At 47.9% G+C, this 16,220-nt stretch carries 18 protein-coding genes; 8 read left to right on the forward strand and 10 right to left on the reverse strand.

What is annotated here, in order from left to right; translation table 11 throughout:
- The first annotated feature begins 138 nt into the window (after positions 1 to 138).
- Both DYD21_RS13650 and DYD21_RS13655 read left to right on the forward strand, forming a co-directional pair.
- The gene (locus DYD21_RS13650) at positions 139 to 366 is read left to right on the forward strand and encodes a hypothetical protein (RefSeq protein ID WP_116037556.1); all 228 of its coding nucleotides are present in this window, start codon (positions 139 to 141) and stop codon (positions 364 to 366) included.
- Between the two features lie 9 nt (positions 367 to 375).
- Positions 376 to 672, forward strand: coding sequence for a type II toxin-antitoxin system RelE/ParE family toxin (locus DYD21_RS13655; protein WP_116037557.1), 297 nt, complete (start codon positions 376 to 378; stop codon positions 670 to 672).
- A 120-nt stretch (positions 673 to 792) separates the two neighbouring features.
- Here DYD21_RS13655 and DYD21_RS13660 read toward each other — a convergent pair whose 3' ends face one another.
- From DYD21_RS13660 to hisG, 8 genes are all read right to left on the reverse strand, one after another.
- Positions 793 to 2,259, reverse strand: coding sequence for a sodium:solute symporter (locus DYD21_RS13660; protein ID WP_116037558.1), 1,467 nt, complete (start codon positions 2,257 to 2,259; stop codon positions 793 to 795).
- A 5-nt stretch (positions 2,260 to 2,264) separates the two neighbouring features.
- Positions 2,265 to 2,522, reverse strand: a complete 258-nt coding sequence (locus DYD21_RS13665; protein ID WP_116037559.1) for a hypothetical protein — start codon at positions 2,520 to 2,522, stop codon at positions 2,265 to 2,267.
- Between the two features lie 799 nt (positions 2,523 to 3,321).
- Entirely contained in the window at positions 3,322 to 4,047 is a 726-nt protein-coding gene (hisA, locus tag DYD21_RS13670) for a 1-(5-phosphoribosyl)-5-[(5-phosphoribosylamino)methylideneamino]imidazole-4-carboxamide isomerase (protein ID WP_116037560.1), read from the reverse strand.
- A gap of 101 nt (positions 4,048 to 4,148) precedes the next feature.
- The gene (gene hisH / locus DYD21_RS13675) at positions 4,149 to 4,751 is read right to left on the reverse strand and encodes an imidazole glycerol phosphate synthase subunit HisH (protein ID WP_116037561.1); all 603 of its coding nucleotides are present in this window, start codon (positions 4,749 to 4,751) and stop codon (positions 4,149 to 4,151) included.
- A gap of 145 nt (positions 4,752 to 4,896) precedes the next feature.
- A complete protein-coding gene (gene hisB, locus DYD21_RS13680; protein ID WP_116037562.1) occupies positions 4,897 to 5,784 on the reverse strand; it encodes an imidazoleglycerol-phosphate dehydratase HisB in 888 nt (295 codons plus the stop codon).
- Positions 5,785 to 5,936: 152 nt separating this feature from the next.
- Positions 5,937 to 6,992: a histidinol-phosphate transaminase gene (hisC, locus tag DYD21_RS13685; protein ID WP_116037563.1), complete on the reverse strand. Its 1,056-nt coding sequence runs from the start codon at positions 6,990 to 6,992 to the stop codon at positions 5,937 to 5,939.
- A gap of 193 nt (positions 6,993 to 7,185) precedes the next feature.
- Entirely contained in the window at positions 7,186 to 8,481 is a 1,296-nt protein-coding gene (hisD, locus tag DYD21_RS13690) for a histidinol dehydrogenase (protein WP_116037564.1), read from the reverse strand.
- A 202-nt stretch (positions 8,482 to 8,683) separates the two neighbouring features.
- Positions 8,684 to 9,562, reverse strand: a complete 879-nt coding sequence (gene hisG / locus DYD21_RS13695; protein ID WP_116037565.1) for an ATP phosphoribosyltransferase — start codon at positions 9,560 to 9,562, stop codon at positions 8,684 to 8,686.
- A 17-nt stretch (positions 9,563 to 9,579) separates the two neighbouring features.
- On the opposite strand from hisG, the gene DYD21_RS21105 reads away from it, so the two are divergent.
- The 6 genes from DYD21_RS21105 (at position 9,580) to DYD21_RS21110 (ending at position 14,427) form a co-directional block, all read left to right on the forward strand.
- Positions 9,580 to 9,741 carry a hypothetical protein gene (locus tag DYD21_RS21105; RefSeq protein WP_158607292.1) on the forward strand — a complete coding sequence of 54 codons (162 nt, stop codon included), beginning with the start codon at positions 9,580 to 9,582 and terminating at the stop codon, positions 9,739 to 9,741.
- A gap of 202 nt (positions 9,742 to 9,943) precedes the next feature.
- The gene (locus tag DYD21_RS13700; protein ID WP_116037566.1) at positions 9,944 to 10,189 is read left to right on the forward strand and encodes a thiamine-binding protein; all 246 of its coding nucleotides are present in this window, start codon (positions 9,944 to 9,946) and stop codon (positions 10,187 to 10,189) included.
- A gap of 167 nt (positions 10,190 to 10,356) precedes the next feature.
- A complete protein-coding gene (lepA, locus tag DYD21_RS13705) occupies positions 10,357 to 12,162 on the forward strand; it encodes a translation elongation factor 4 (protein WP_116037567.1) in 1,806 nt (601 codons plus the stop codon).
- 13 nt (positions 12,163 to 12,175) lie between these two features.
- Positions 12,176 to 12,751 carry a hypothetical protein gene (locus DYD21_RS13710; RefSeq protein ID WP_116037568.1) on the forward strand — a complete coding sequence of 192 codons (576 nt, stop codon included), beginning with the start codon at positions 12,176 to 12,178 and terminating at the stop codon, positions 12,749 to 12,751.
- Between the two features lie 18 nt (positions 12,752 to 12,769).
- A complete protein-coding gene (gene lepB, locus DYD21_RS13715) occupies positions 12,770 to 13,861 on the forward strand; it encodes a signal peptidase I (protein WP_233505547.1) in 1,092 nt (363 codons plus the stop codon).
- Positions 13,862 to 14,241: 380 nt separating this feature from the next.
- Entirely contained in the window at positions 14,242 to 14,427 is a 186-nt protein-coding gene (locus tag DYD21_RS21110) for a hypothetical protein (RefSeq protein WP_158607293.1), read from the forward strand.
- 11 nt (positions 14,428 to 14,438) lie between these two features.
- Here DYD21_RS21110 and DYD21_RS13720 read toward each other — a convergent pair whose 3' ends face one another.
- A complete protein-coding gene (locus tag DYD21_RS13720; protein ID WP_116037570.1) occupies positions 14,439 to 15,665 on the reverse strand; it encodes a hypothetical protein in 1,227 nt (408 codons plus the stop codon).
- Entirely contained in the window at positions 15,658 to 16,206 is a 549-nt protein-coding gene (locus DYD21_RS13725; protein WP_199535549.1) for an RNA polymerase sigma factor, read from the reverse strand. The genes DYD21_RS13720 and DYD21_RS13725 overlap by 8 nt, the downstream gene beginning before the upstream one ends.
- Between the last annotated feature and the right edge of the window lie 14 nt (positions 16,207 to 16,220).

Consider the following 16,220-nt stretch of genomic DNA (forward strand, 5'->3'; position numbering starts at 1 on the left):
GGAGATTAACTAATAGCTTTCTTAGCACGTATGTACAATCCGGAGTACAACTCTTGATCGGTTACATAAATCAATCAGTTTGATATACAACATCTCATATCTATATTGTAATTATCGTCATGAACAAATTTAGGTAATATGGATTTAGATAAAAGAAAAATCTTAGCTGCACAGAAGCTGCTGGCCACAGATCAGGAGAAAGTCATTGAACAGGTAGAACAATTGTTTTCTGCCCGGGAACAGGTTGAAATTACAGATGATCAAAAGCGCTTACTCGATGAGGCATTGTACTCGCTGGAAGAGGATGGCAGGCGCTTGCATGAAGATGTTGTGCGAGATACCAATGAACGCTACAATAAAAAATAGGTCCGTTTAATGAAACAGGTCTATTGGTCGCAGAAAGCTACATCTGATTACTGGAAGAATATAGATTATCTGCTTGAGTACTGGGATCTGAAAGTTGCACATGCATTTATTGATAAGACGAATCATACCATAGACTTGATTCAAAAAAGTCCCGAAGCATTTCCTGAGACTGATTACAAGAATATTCGACGTGCCATAATTGTACCCCAAATCACGCTCTTTTATCGGCTTAATTTCAATGATGACTCTATCGATCTTCTGCGCTTTTGGAGTAACTTTCAGAATCCAGACTCTATTTCATTTTAACTTTTGTCTATCGCCTCACTTCACCAAAACCATTTGACAAGCCTGAACGAACTGTCCGACTTGCCATTCTCTTCCTAAACACGTGACTCACAGCATTCGTAATCCGCAAAGTCACTTTACCTACCCTGAATCTCTAAACTTACGTACCCGCTCAGGTTCATCAGGTTTTGTGGCAAGGCTGACTCCGATCAGCAGCACTACATTGGCGATTAAACCGTAGACTCCTTCGTGAACCGGCAGCGGTTTGATTTCAGGGAAGATCAGGAAAAGAGTGTTGATTGCAATTCCGCCGAAGAGTCCGGCCAGCGCACCGGCTTTGGTGGCACGGCTCCAGTAGAACATCGCAAAAATGACGGGAAAGATCTGCGCCACGCCTCCGTACGAACCAAGCAGCAGCGCCACGATCGATACGTCGATTACCACGGCAAAGAGGTAGGCGATCAGCCCGATCACCAGTACGGAGATCTGAATGAGCAGGCGTTCGGTTTTGTCATTTAAGTCTGTTACCTGGCTGAGTCCATCCCGAATACCGATGGAAGCGGCGGAGTGGAGAATGGCGTCGCCGGATGACATCGATGCGGCGAGTGCACCGGCGCAGAAAAGGCCAATGACGATGGCCGGTAGATCGAGCTGCATCAGGATATGCGGCAATATGCTATCGGCCGGTTCCACACCGGGAAAAGCGACAACGGCTGAAAATCCGATCAGGAGAATTGGAATCAGAAAGATGAGGAATGTGGGGTAGAGAACTACACTCAGACGCATCGCTTTTACATTACGGGCGGCAAAACTGCGCATAAAAAAGTGCGGCCAGACCGAAAATCCCACGGCTGACACAAAGACGGCTGATCCATATCCCCACCAGTCCCATCGCGTTCCGTCACCAGCCAGGCCCGGTGCTTCCAGCATTGCGGTGTGCCCGGCTTCCATGATTGCATCAAACATCGGCCCGATCCCGCCGTAGAGCGTATTCGGCAGGTAGATTCCCAGCACCCATGCGAGTACCATCATAAACATGCCCTGGAAAGCGTTCGACCAGCCGACTCCCATCACCCCGCTGAAGTAGACGTAGATCAGCACCACCACGTAGGTGACTCCGGCCCCGGCCCAGTAAGGGATCATCCCTTCGCTGATCACATTGAGCACGTACCCAGCGCCAACCATCTGCAGGGTGAGATAGGGGATGAAGACCACTACGCTCAAAATAGCGAGCATTACAGAGAGAAATTTGCTGTCGAAACGGGCGGCAAGGAGCTCGGCCTGGGTGACATATCCATATTTTTTTCCAAGCCGCCACGCCCGCGGGCCGAAAAAGTAGAGCGGCACGATGCCAATCACCCCGTATGCGATGATGTAGAATGCTGCGGCACCACGCGAATAGGCCCAGCCCGGTCCGCCCAGGAAGGCAAACGAGGAGAAAATAGACGCGCCAAGCACAAAATAGAGAATAAAAGCGTTCATGCTGCGGTCGCCCGCCACATATCCGCTCACGCTTTTTGTGATCCGGAGTGAGGGAATGATTCCGGTCAGGAGAGAGATCAGAAGATAGAGCCCAACGATGATGAGAATAACGGTTCCGGTTTCCATGATGATCAGACTTTATCCTGATGTTTATCGGTTAGATAGAGTCCCATCATGGCAGCAAAACCAATGATCACCCAGAGAATAATCCAGACAAAAGAGAGTGGAAATCCGAAGATCAGCGGGGTGGCGGATGAAAAGATGGCGTGACCCGGCCAGATGATGGCGAGGCATGTGATCAGCATGACGATCACAAAAATAATTCGTGTGCTGCGGAGGGGGACTCTTTTTTCCGGCTGATTTTCTTCGGGGTGATCCATTGATTGCATTTCAACTCAATTCTGACTATTGATCGAACTCATCAAATCAATAAAGAGGATTTCTGTGTGAAATGCACGCGGGTTGTGGGAAAAGTGAAAGGTGAAAATATTCCCGTAACCTGTTTAGCAATCTTAACATTTTTAAGTCGAAAAACTCATTCCGAAGCTCCCCTCTCTTGCAAGACCCGCAGGGCGTGGTAGAGAGGGGACGGGGGTGAGTCAGAAGGACTGGTGACGATGGTAAAGACATAAATCTTAACTTATTTAGGTGCGATTTTTTTGGAAGACAGTTTTCTCAAAGCCTCTCGAGAGGGGAAAGGTGAAGCGGAAACCGCGAAGCCGGATGACGCAAACGAGGGGTGGGTTTGGTGACTTTGATCGTGGAACGTAGCCATTTCAGACTTCTTGCCCTCGCGAACACACCCCTGATTCCCGAAACTAACGCTATGCGTCGTTTCGTTAATCTGTCCCCTCTCGAGATGGGATTTAAGGACCCTCAAAAGAGGTTCAATTACATTGTAAATTCCAAGGAAAGGCAATGAAATCCCCTCCCCGAATAATCGGGTCCAAGTGTGGTTTGAGAGGGGAAAAGCCCATCAAAACGTGCGTAGCGTGATTTTGATGGTGAGGGGTGTGTTGAAGGGGGCAGGAGCAGTTGTGCGAATTTAGGTTTAGATCAGAGCTCCGTGGGACACACCCCTGAATGTTGAATACCGTCTGCGCGGGATTTCTAAATTCTGTCCCCTCTCGAGAGGGGAAAAGGATGTGAAAACGGTGTATCACCGATTTTCACACCGAGGGGTGTGTACTACACCCCAGCCTTATGCAAATCCCGCATCTCATCCAGGCGGATATTTCCTTCGTAGTACGCCCGACCCACGACTACACCATGGAGGTTGTGGTTTTGAAGTTCAATTAAATCCTGGAGGTTTGAAACGCCTCCTGATGCGATCCAGTTGAGATCCGGAAATCGTTTTTGCAGATCGCTGTACATTTCTACATTTGGACCGCTCAGCATGCCATCGCGGGCGATATCGGTGCTAAGTACGGTTTTCAAACCGGCTTCAATCAGCGGGTTCAGAAACTCCGCAATCGGGCGGTCGGAGGTTTCCAGCCAGCCGCCATACGCCATTTTTCCATCTTTCAGATCCAGGCCGAGAATCATTTCGTCCGGATTGGCTTCAACGGCGCTCCGAAAGGCATCCGGACTTTTTACCGCCATCGAGCTGCAGATTACACCGCTGAGCCCGGCATTCAGAAGCAGATCGATATCCTCTCGCGAACGAACCCCGCCGCCGGTTTGAACCGACAGTTCCACGTTGTCAATCATCTGCCGAATAATTGGCAGGTTCTCAAAGTTTCCGCTCTTGGCTCCATTCAGATCAACCACATGAATATGTTCAAAACCGGCCGCTTTGAACTTTTCCGCCTCGCGGACAGGATTATGATTGTAAACTGTTTTTTTTGCATAATCGCCCTTTTGCAGGCGAACCACCTGTCCGTCGAGCAGGTCGATTGCGGGGATGATGTTCATGGCTTGTTAAGAAATTTGTTATTGAAAACTATTCGGTTGTGAAGATAGGAAATTGGGGCGGGAGTGGAACAAAAGAAATGATATTTCTACGCTCAATAAGATCACGATCCGTTACTCTTCACCATATCCAAAAAATTCTGAAGCAGTAACGATCCCACAGACCCAGATTTTTCGGGGTGAAACTGAACGCCCATAAAATTGTCTTTGGCAACTACGGCGGCAAAATCGTTGATGTATTTACAGGTTGCAAGAGCGTGGTCGTTTGATGGAGCGTAATAGCCGTGCACATAGTAAAGGAATTGTTGATTGCCAATCCCATTGATTAAAGGGTGCTCCTTTTGAGGTGCAAATTGATTCCACCCCATGTGAGGTACTTTTGCTTTTGAAGAGTCGAATTTTTTCAGGCGGCCGGGAATCAAACCGAGTGTTTCGCTGTCGCCCTCCTCAGAGGATTCATAGAGCAGCTGCATTCCCAGGCAGATTCCGAGTACCGGCTTATCTGTATTTTTTAGCCATACATCCAGATCACGGGAGCGGAGGTCGTCCATTGCGGCCCCGGCATGACCCACCCCGGGAAAGATAATTCCATCGGCCTTTGAGAGCTCATCCGGCTCGTCAGAAATAAAATGGTCGGCCCCCAGCCGTTTCAGTGCATTTGAAACTGATGTGAGATTGCCCGCCTGGTATTTGATGATTCCGATCATTGACTGTCTTTAATTGGGGTGGAAAAGTGAAAAGTCAAAACGGACGAGAATCCTTTCGCCAGCTGGTGGAGTACTCCCCTCGAGCCACACTTGGTGCAGATAGTTCGGCGGGGAGAATTTTCACTTTTGATTTTATACTTTTCACTTAAATGGTTCCTTTAGTGGTTGGTAATATGCCGCGAATCCGTTCATTTCGGCTGATGGCAAATCGTAATGCCTTTGCAAAGCCTTTAAAGATCGATTCGATAATATGATGTTCGTTTTTACCGGTTGCCTCAACATGCAGGGTTGCTTTTACGTTCATGGCCAGTGTATAATAAAAGTGCTCTAACATTTCGGTTGGAAAATCGCCGACGTACTCTCTTTTGAGATCCACATCCCATCGCAGAAACGGGCGGTCGGAGAGGTCAATCGCCACGGTGGCCTGCGCTTCATCCATCGGCAGAACAAACCCGTAGCGCTGAATTCCCGCTTTGTTTTCAGAGATCGCTTCCCGAATGGCCTGGCCAAGTGCAATAGCAGTATCTTCGATGGTGTGATGTTCATCCACGTCCAGGTCGCCGTTGCAGGTAAGTTCCAGGTCGATTAACCCGTGACGCGCAATCTGATCGAGCATGTGATCAAAAAAGTTCAAACCGGTGCTGATGTCGCTTTTACCCGTTCCGTCCAGGTTGATAGAGATCGAAATTTGCGTCTCTTTCGTATCCCGACTGATTTCCGCCTTCCGGCTGGGGAACAGGATGGATCGGGTGATCTCTGTCCAGGAATCGGCGGTTTCCACAGGCTTACCATCCGACTCAAAAATATATTGATCCACATTTTTAATAGTGCCGTCCGCGTCAGCTTCTCCGAACCCTGAATTAGTGATCGATTCATTTTCAATCAGTTTTTGCTGATGATCTGAAAGTGATCCGGCATCAAAACCGAGCTGATATTCCGCCTCCATCAAATACTTCATGCCAAAAAGAGCACCTTCCGGCAGCAAGCTTTCACTTTCGGATTTCAATGCGGTAGGGTGGATATAGATTTTCATGGTTTCTTTGTTTGATTTGGTAGTAAGAGATCTCCCCTCCCCGGGTAACTACACCCCCGAGTCAAAGCTCGGGACAAGCCGGGGCCAGAAAAAACACTGGAAGGGGAGATTTTCACTTTTCACTTTTCACTTTTCATTTCTCACTTTTCCCCTCACCCCACAACATCTTTCAGTGCCCTCAAAAACTTTACGTTCTCATCCGGCATACCGATGGTGACCCTCAGGCAATCTTCGCACAGCGGTTCATGACCGCGATAGCGCACAATCACGCCAAGTTTAGCTAAATTTTGATACACTTCTTTCGCCTTTCGGATTTTAAAAAGCAGAAAATTGGCGTTTGAGGGATACACTTTTTCAACCGCATCCGCCAGATTCAGCTGCTCAGCCACGTACTGCCGCTCTTCGCGGATTTTTTTGATGTTGAATTTTAGCAGTTCCAGGTTATCAAATGCTTTCAGGGCAGTATCGGCTGTATGCTTATTGATGTTGTACGGGGCTTTTACCCGCATCATATAGCTGATGATCTCCGGATTGGCAATCGCCACGCCCAGACGAATACCTGCCAAGCCAAAAGCCTTGGAAAAGGTCTGCAGCACCACCAGGTTGGGATACTGCTGCACCATTCCGGCCATCGACTCCTGCCTGCTGAAATCGATATACGCCTCATCCACCACCACAATTCCCGGAAAGGTCGTGCAAAGCTTCAGCAGATCGGTCCGCTTCATATCATTTGCGGTGGGATTGTTTGGCGAGCAGAGAAACAGGAGCTTCGTCGTTTCATCGACAGTCTCCTTGATCAAATCAGGCTGAAGCTGAAATTTCTCAGTCAGCATCACCTCTTTGATATTCACATTGTTGATGCTGGCCGACACCTTATACATCCCGTACGTGGGCGGCGTGGTTATGATAGAATCCCTTCCCGGCTCACAAAAAATCCGCATCAGCAGATCGATCGGCTCATCGCTGCCAACACCCAGGAAAAGATTTTCAACCTCCACACTTCGGTACTCCGCAATTACCTTCCGAAGCCGATCCTGCGTGGGGTCGGGATATCGATGCAAATCCAGCGTATTTCGCACAGATGCACCGTAACTATTTTCGTTGGCATCCAGAAGCACGCCTTCATCAAAGTCATCCCGCGCACTTCGGTAGGGCGTCAGATTACGGATATTTTCGCGGACAAGGGTTTCGATGTTTGTTGTAGGCATTGAACAAATTTTATGTTTGGATTCAAATGTCCCCCTTAGAAGGGGGCAGAAACCGACGCAGGAGGTTTCGGGGGATGATTACGGAACGTTGATCTTGTTTATGGGTAATTTGTGAATCTGTACCCCGCGAACCCACCCCTGATCAATCGCTGAACGCTCTTGATCTGTCCCCTCCCGAGAGGGGAAAACCTTTTCACCTTTCACTTTTCACTTTTGCCAGCCTCAAACTCACCGCATTTTTATGAGCGTCCAGCCCTTCAAGACCCGCAAGAGTCTCCACGGTGGGACCGAGATTTTTCAATCCTTCTTTGGTGATTGTCTGCATGGTAATAAATTTCTGGAAACTGTGGAGCGATACGCCGCTGTACATCCGGGCGTAGCCGTATGTGGGCAGCGTGTGATTGGTGCCGGAGGCGTAATCGCCCATGCTTTCGGGGGTCCACTGACCGATAAAAACCGACCCGGCATTGGATACGTCTTCTGCCAGCTCTTCTGCATCATTCGTATTGATAATCAGGTGCTCCGGCGCGTATTGGTTTGAGAACTCCATCGCCTGCTCTGTGGATTCCACCACAATCGTAAAGCTTTTTTCAAGCGCATCGGCAGCAAACTCTTTTCGGGGGAGGTCATTCAGCTGCTTTTGTACCTGTGAATTAATTTCATCAAGGTTGGCCTGAACGGTAACAACTAAAACAACCTGGCTATCGGACCCGTGTTCGGCTTGCGAAAGCAGATCGGCGGCGATGAACTCGGGATCAGCAGTTTCATCGGCAATAACAAGCACTTCCGACGGACCCGCGGGCATATCAATGGAGACCATCGCCTCGCTGTTTTGCAAGATCATTTTGGCGGCGGTAACGTACTGGTTACCCGGACCAAAAATCTTATCCACCTTGGGTATCGATTCGGTGCCATAGGCCATCCCGGCAACTGCCTGCGCACCGCCTGCTTTCACTACGGCCGCTGCCCCGATTTTTTTCGCCACGTACAGAATCGACTCCGGAATGTTTCCATCTTTATCCGGAGGCGTAGCCACTACGATCGTCTTGCAGCCTGCAACGTAAGCGGGAATGCCGAGCATCATAGCGGTGGAGGGGAGGGGCGCGGTTCCGCCAGGAATGTAGAGACCAACGCGCTCAATCGGCCTGGCCACACGGCTGCATACAACGCCATCGGTCGTCTCCACATCAAGATTCATCGAAAACTGTTCCCGGTGAAACCGGTAGATATTCTGCATGGCCCGGTCGAGAGCTTCCTCTATTTTGGGATCCAGGTTCACCTCCATTTCTGAGGGATCCACCGTCATGGGCTCTGGCCGCACGCCGTCAAATTTCTCGGTAAACGTTAAAATCGCTTCATCCCCGCCCGACTCCACCGCATCAAGGATTGGCTGCACCGTACCAAAAACAGACGCAAAATCCATTTTTGGACGTTTGGTCAGTTCCGTGATTTGGGAAGGGGTGAGGGAGTTGTATTTATAGGTTTTCATTATTTAATCGTATTGAGGTTTCGCAAGTCCCCTCTTGAGAGGGGGAAGGTGTAGCGGAAACGGCAAAGCCGGATGACGCAAACGAGGGGTGTGCTACATGGCTGGATTTCTGCTCATATTCAACACACCCCTGATCAATCGCTGGACGCTCTTGATCTGTCCCCTCTTGAGAGGGGATTAATCATCTATAATCTCACATCTCCTAAACAATCATACTTTCAATCGGCAGCATCACAATTCCGGTGGCGCCGGCGGCTTTGAGTTCTTCCATCAGGTCCCAGAATGCGGTGATGGTAATGACCGTGTGAATGGCCACCATTCCGTTGTCGGCCAGGGGCATCACGGTTGGGCTCCTCAGTGATGGAATGATCTTCTTAATTTTCTCCACAGATTCCTGCGGGGCGTTCATCATGATATAGCGGCTTTTCTCGGCCCGCTGGTATCCTTCAATCCGCTGCAGAAATTTGTCGATCAGTGCCTGTTTGCCATCGGAAAGCGGCTTATTGGTTTTTACAAGCTGCGTTTCGGAATCAAAAATCTTATCAATCTCTACGAGACCGTTCGCTTTCAGTGTGCCGCCGGTCGAGACCAGGTCGGTGATTGCATCGGCTATCTCCAGGCGCGGGGCGATCTCCACGGAACCGGATAGCGTTACGATCTTTACATTAATCCCTTTCTCTTCAAAAAAGTTGCGGGTGAGTACGGGATAGCTGGTGGCAATTTTTTTGCCTTCAAAATCTTCTGCTTTTTTGATATCCCCATTTTTGGGTACGGCAACCGACAGCCGGCAGACACCGTATTCGAGGCCTTTCAGGATGGTGACATCCGCCTGGTCTTCAGCCACGACATTCGCGCCCACAAAACCGAGATCGCAAACACCGTCCTGCACATATTCCGGAATATCATCATCCCGGATTAAAAGAAGTTCTACATCAAAATTCAGACACCTGACGAGCAGGCTTCGCTTGTAGTCGTCAAATTTCAGACCGATGCCTTCAAGCAGTTTTAACGTTTTATCCGTAAGTCGGCCGCTTTTCTGAACGGCTATACGCAGTGACGTGGTAGAATCAAGGGTTCTCATAAGAAAATAAAATCAGGTTGTTTGTAGAAAAAGAGTGTGATAACCGGGCAGAAGGGACGAAAGGAGATGATTCAGTGTACAAGATGCCCATGGCTGCCGGTTTGCAGACGATGATGATGGAGAGAAATATGGAAGTCAGTTTTAATCACGCGCCAAAGTTAGGGATTTACAGAGTGTAAAGCCAACGCAGGAGAGGGGGAAATTCATTCCGGGGAGTTCGTATAAAAAAGATCCGTACCATAGGCATCCCGCTGGGGCAATGTCTTTTTGAGACATTGCGAATCTTACGTGCAGGTATTGTAGAGTTACACAGGAAACCGTTCGAATCATTCCGTAAAAAGTGATAGCTTTAGGGTAAACATCTAAAACAAAAACAGGCCAATGAAAACCGTAGCTCAGCTCACTTATATTCCGCTCTATTCCGATCACCCCAAAGAACAGGTTCAGGATCTTATTGAATTCGTTGCACAGCACGATGTTGAGGTGGATGTAAATTATCTCTCCACCAGCATCAAAGGAGAAACTGAAGTTGTTTTTGAACTAATTCGTGAAGTGTATGATACGATGGCGCTCGAAGGCGAAACCTTCCGGTTCCATGTAGAACTGCTCAGCCCCACGAAAGAGTGAAATGCGGAAAATGGGGTATATAGGTTATCGGTTAGCTGAAAACAGTTTTTCCCGAATAACCTGTAGCAAATAACTCTTAACCGACCCAGGTACGAAAAGAGTGCAATCCCCGTTCTGAATCCGTATATTGAAGGCTACTTTGAATTCAGCCCACCCGACGACGTTTTATGAAACAAATTCGAAATTTTTGCATCATTGCTCACATCGATCACGGCAAATCTACGCTGGCGGACCGTCTGCTTGAACGGACCGGCACTATCAGCGAGCGGGAGATGCAGGAGCAGGTTCTGGATGATATGGACCTGGAACGGGAACGCGGCATTACGATCAAAAGCCACGCCATCCGGATGATCTACACGCGGCCAAATAAAGAGGAGGTTATCTTCAACCTCATCGATACGCCCGGCCATGTAGATTTTGCGTATGAAGTATCCCGGGCACTAAAAGCGTGCGAGGGTGCCATTCTGGTAGTGGATGCCGCGCAGGGGATTGAGGCGCAAACAATTTCGAATCTCTACCAGGCGATTGATCAGAATTTGGAAATTATTCCTGTACTCAACAAGATCGACCTTCCCGGCGCTGATGTGGAAGATGTGGGGCAGCAGATTGTGGATATGATCGGCTGCGATATGGAAGATATTCTGCACGTTTCCGGCAAGACCGGGGATGGCGTTGAAGCTCTTCTCGAAGCGATCGTTGAACGGGTTCCGGCACCAAGCCAGGAAGTGGAAAAGCCGCTGAAAGCTCTGATTTTTGATTCAATTTTTAACACCTATCGCGGTTCAATTGCCTATGTTCGCGTGATGCAGGGCACGCTCAAAAAAGGGGACGGTATCCTGTTTATGGCGTCCGACAAAGAGTATGATGCTGAAGAAGTTGGGTATCTCGAACTCAAAAAAAGAGCGTGCGACGAGCTCAAAGCCGGAGAAGTAGGATATGTAATCGGTAGCGTGAAATCACTGCAGGATGCCAGGGTAGGGGATACCATAACCCATCAGAAAAAAGGAGCAGATGCACCTATTCCGGGATACAAGGAGTCAAAACCGATGGTGTTTAGCGGGATTTTTCCCACGCAGTCCGAAGATTTTGAAGATCTGCGCTCGGCCCTGGAGAAGCTGCAGCTGAATGATGCGTCGCTTTCCTATCAACCCGAAACTTCCAAGGCACTTGGTTTTGGATTTCGTGCCGGATTTCTTGGTTTGCTCCACATGGAGATTGTACAGGAGCGGCTCGATCGCGAATTTAATATTGATATTATCACCACTGTGCCCAACGTGAAGTATGAGGTGGAGACAGATTATAAAGGCGAGAAAAAACGGGTTCAGGTGGATAACCCGAGCGAAATGCCCGATGCCGGAAAAGTGGAGGCGGTTTGGGAACCGTATATTAAAGCGAGTATTATTACCCCGGCTGATTATATAGGTCCGGTGATGGCGCTCTGCCAGAACCGGCGCGGTGTTTATGTAAACCAGCTGTTTATGCAGGGAAACCGGGTGGATATCACCTATGAACTGCCAATGGCCGAAGTGGTATTTGATTTTTACGATAAGCTGAAAAGTGGCACGCGCGGTTATGCATCTCTCGATTATGAATTTATTGAATACCGAAAGGGCGATCTGGTACGTTTAGATATCCTGCTCAACGGCGAACCTGTGGATGCGCTCTCCAGCATCACCCACAGGGACAGCGCTTATGAGCAGGGCCGTAAGGTTTGTGCCAAGCTTAAGGAACTTATTCCCCAGCAGCAGTACGAAGTAGCAGTGCAGGCCGCGATCGGCTCAAGGGTTATTGCCCGCGATACGATCCGTGCTCTCCGGAAAGATGTTACCGCAAAATGTTATGGTGGTGATATCAGCCGGAAACGTAAACTGATTGAAAAACAGAAAGAAGGAAAAAAAAGAATGAAACAGGTCGGTTCCGTGGAGATCCCGCAGGAAGCATTTCTGGCCGTTTTATCAATGGACGAAGATTAAAATACCATATCATATGATGCAGCGAAGCCTATTTCTACTCCTATTTGTATGCGTATTCACTTTTCAGGCATACGCCCAATTCGAAGATCCCGATATCCAAAAGGTTACTAAAGCCGATAGGACCGCGTTTCAGCAGCAGTTCTCGGATATCAACTGGACCGGACAGGGGCTTTATAATCCCACAACGATCGATCGCATCCCCACGATCGAACTGCGTTCACGGCTGCAGGCTGTTTTTGGTGATCCCACCCAAAGTATTGGTGATCTGATCAATGAACGTGATTATCGTCCGGGCAAGGCCGTTCAGTTTGAATACTGGTTTATCATTGATGATGAAATTCCGATGATGGTTCTGGATCTTGATGGTCCGTTCGAGAATGGCCTGGTGTACGTGGGTGCCAGCCGGTATATCGACCTCATGCCGCAGATTAAACGTACCTTCACACGAAAGTTAATGAATGAAGGAAGTGATATGGCATCTTTCAGCGATTATTTTTACTCTCCTGAGCGGGATCAATGGTTTCTTGTGCGGTATCATGATGGGGAGTTCGAAAGAGAAGCGATCGACAGGCCCGGTTCATTTAATTAAATAAAGCACCCAATTACGTTGAGCAAAAAATCCGGTAAAGCAAAAAAAAGATATTTCTGGCAGAGTGATCCCAAAAAAAGCAGGGAGGAAGAGTCGAAAGCAAAGCACTGGGCGCGCGAGTGGTTGGATGCCTTGGTTTGGGCTGCAATTGCAGCAATTATCCTCCGCACATTCTTTTTTGGAGCCTATCGGATTCCAACCCCGTCTATGGAAAAAACATTGCTCACGGGTGATTTTCTGATTGTAACAAAACTGGCCTACGGCCCGCGTTCACCCATGACGGTTTCCGTTCCGTTCACAGATATTTATGTGCCCGGTGTACGTCTTCCGTGGTTCAGGCTCCCAGGCTATACGGATATCGACCGAAATGACATCGTGGTCTTTAACTATCCGATCGATGTGGGCCCGGTTTCAATGAAAACCAACTACATTAAACGTGCAGTAGGCATGCCGGGTGACAGGCTCGAGATCGATGATAAAGTGCTCTTCGTAAATGGTGAAGAGAGCGAGATTATGGCTCCGATGATGCAGAACTACCGTGTTGAGGTTAGAGAAAGAATTCGGCTGAGCCCCTCAAAAGTTCGTGATGCCGGTGCCCGGATTGTTCAGAGTGGAAATGGTGTGCATATCATCAATATGACCGATGAAACTGCACAGGAGGTGGAAAACTGGGGTGAAGTAAACAGTGTTGAACCTTTTGTGCTGCCTGATGATTTTGATGAATTCAGCCGCCGCCCTTTTCATTTTTCGCGTGGTTTTATGAATCACGATAACTTGTCTGAATTCCAGGTGCCGTATGAAGGCCAGCAGGTGGAGTTATCCCAAGATAACTGGCATCTCTACCGTGATATTATTGAACGGTACGAGAGAAATTCAGTGCAGCGGGATGAAGACCGATTTGTTATTAACGGGGAAGAAACAAACAGCTATACCATCCAGCAGGATTACTATTTTATGATGGGTGATAACCGCGATGATAGTGAAGACAGCCGCTATTGGGGATTTGTACCCGATGATCACGTGATCGGAAAAGCCAGCATCATCTACTTCTCATGGGACGGCGAGCGATGGTTCCCACGGTTTGACCGGGTTTTTAATATGATACATTAGGCAGAGATCAGGTAAACAGATTACGACAGGTTTCGGGCATCTCCGGGCAGATATTGTGAACATTGCCCACCGTGTCATTTTTCTTTTTAGGTGAACCTTTGATGGCACATATATAGGACGCTGATTATGATTCTGTTAAATCGTCTCAATCGCCCATAACTATTTGATCGATATGGAGTTTATTTTGGTGTGTCCCCCCTCGAGAGGCTGTGAGGAAATTGTTTTCCAAAGAAAATGCACATAAAATAAATTGAAATTTCTGCCATTCTCACAGCTCCCAGGCTTTCTGACCCACCCCCGTCCCCTCCCTATCGCGCCCTAACGGGACTTGATAGGGAGGGGAGCTTCAATACAAGCTTTCATACCTTAAAAAATAAATAATGCCAACGAATGAGATGGTTAATTCGCACAGCCTCTCGAAGGGGGCAATGGGGGATGACCTGCTGAGTTTCACAACAAGAAATAGACACTTCCGAACAGAGAAAGTCATCCCAGCCGAGGTATCGCCTTATCCAAAAAGCCTCAACCTGCTCTCCTCCCAAACGCTTCCGGGATCGTGGAATTAAACCACACATGATTAATTCAACCGGTAATGAATCGAAAAGAAACTGCCGGATGAATAGAGTTTTACATTACTCCAGCCTACTTCCCTGATCGGAGCCTTAATAAACGGTTCAGCCCGAAGGCTCCAATTTGGGTGAATGTCGAACTCATATCCTATCGAAAAGTTCGCATTGCTCATCCAGTGACGCGTTCCTGTTCTATCACTCCACTGTTGAATACTCTGGGAATATTCATCACTATATCTGAATTGATACTCTTCACTTATCATAATGTAGGAAGAGATTCCGGCTGACAGATAAAATCTTGAGCGCCCGATATCGATAAAATCATATTTCAGATTTATCGGGATATCGATTAAAAAACATTGTCCTGTCATCTGTTCGGGGCCAACGCCATCAGCCCAATAGACCGGGGGATTGTAGCTTTGGCGATCTGTGGAGTATCGAGCCAACGTATGGATTGCACCGGTGGTTAGTGACAGGTTTGATAGGAGATTATACTCAAACATGATTCCAAGTTTGTAACCAGGATCATGCCATTGATTGAAAGATCCCACACTGCTGAGGTCAGGACCGGCTACCACGCCGAAGGAGAATCGTGAGCGCTCTGTATCATATCGGGCCGCCCGGCTGTCTGCTATGAGATCGCCGGGATCGGTTTTGTAATCAAGGCTTGGATGCGCGGGTTGTTTTTTAAACTCATGGATGGACAATGACCTATTTGGAGTGAACATTTCTGCAGGAAGCTCAGTGTAGGCTATATCTGGCATATCATTCAAATATTCACGCCCGGTCCATGTGCGAGGATCCGGTTCTTCGGTGAGATGCTGTTCCCGGCCTGGATCCGTTTGGCTATCCTTGTCGGTAGTATGTTTGGATATATCTTCGGCAACAAATTCATCCCGTTGGTCCGGTATGCTCTGATCTTCATCTTCAAAATTCGGAAGGATCTGCTGTTGCGGGAATTGTGGTATCGGTTGTGATCGTTCACTGTCGAGCTGATCGCTGATTTGATTCAGCCGGGTGTGGTTTTCGTATGTGAAATAACCCAGCAGAGAAATAATCAAAATAGCCGCTGCGGCTACCATCCGGGTTCTGTTTTTGGATGCAATTTTAGCATCCAGAAGATCCAGCCGTTTCTCCAGCTTATGCCAGTCATTTTCATTATAGGATATATCATATTCGGCAGACTTCTTTTTGAAGTACCGCTCAAAAGGGTCGTTTTGATCGTTTCTATCCATTTTGCTTCCTGTTATACGATAAATTCTTTTTCACAATCTCCTGCAGGTTTTTCTTCGCCTTTGAGAGATTCGATTTGGATGTCCCCTCAGCAATATCAAGCATATTCGCAATCTCGCGGTGTGAAAACCCCTCAATTACATAGAGGTTAAAAACCGTTCTGTAGGCCGGCGATAATTGCTGCACCATTTCAATAATTTCCTGATAGGAGAGGCTGCAGGTGATGGCTTCTTTTTGTCCAATACTATTTTCATGCAGCTCAAAACTGTCATGAACCGCTCCTTTTTTGTACTTGTGATAGTGATTAATAGCTGTGTTAATAATAATTCTGCGCAGCCATGGTTTGAATGGGCGACTCTGATCGTAGGATTTTATATTTTCGAAAACCTTCATAAAAGCGTCGTTTAATATTTCCACTCCCTGCTCCCTTGAGTCAGCATAGCGTAATGTGATGCTCATACCATACGCATAGAACTTCTCGTAAAGCTCTTTTTGGCTTTCTCTGCGCCTTTTACGGCATCCTTTTATGATTTTTGCAAGCAATGGTATATCTGTTT

Origin of the sequence: Rhodohalobacter sp. SW132 (genome assembly GCF_003390325.1) — a bacterium.
Classification (GTDB): domain Bacteria; phylum Bacteroidota; class Rhodothermia; order Balneolales; family Balneolaceae; genus SW132.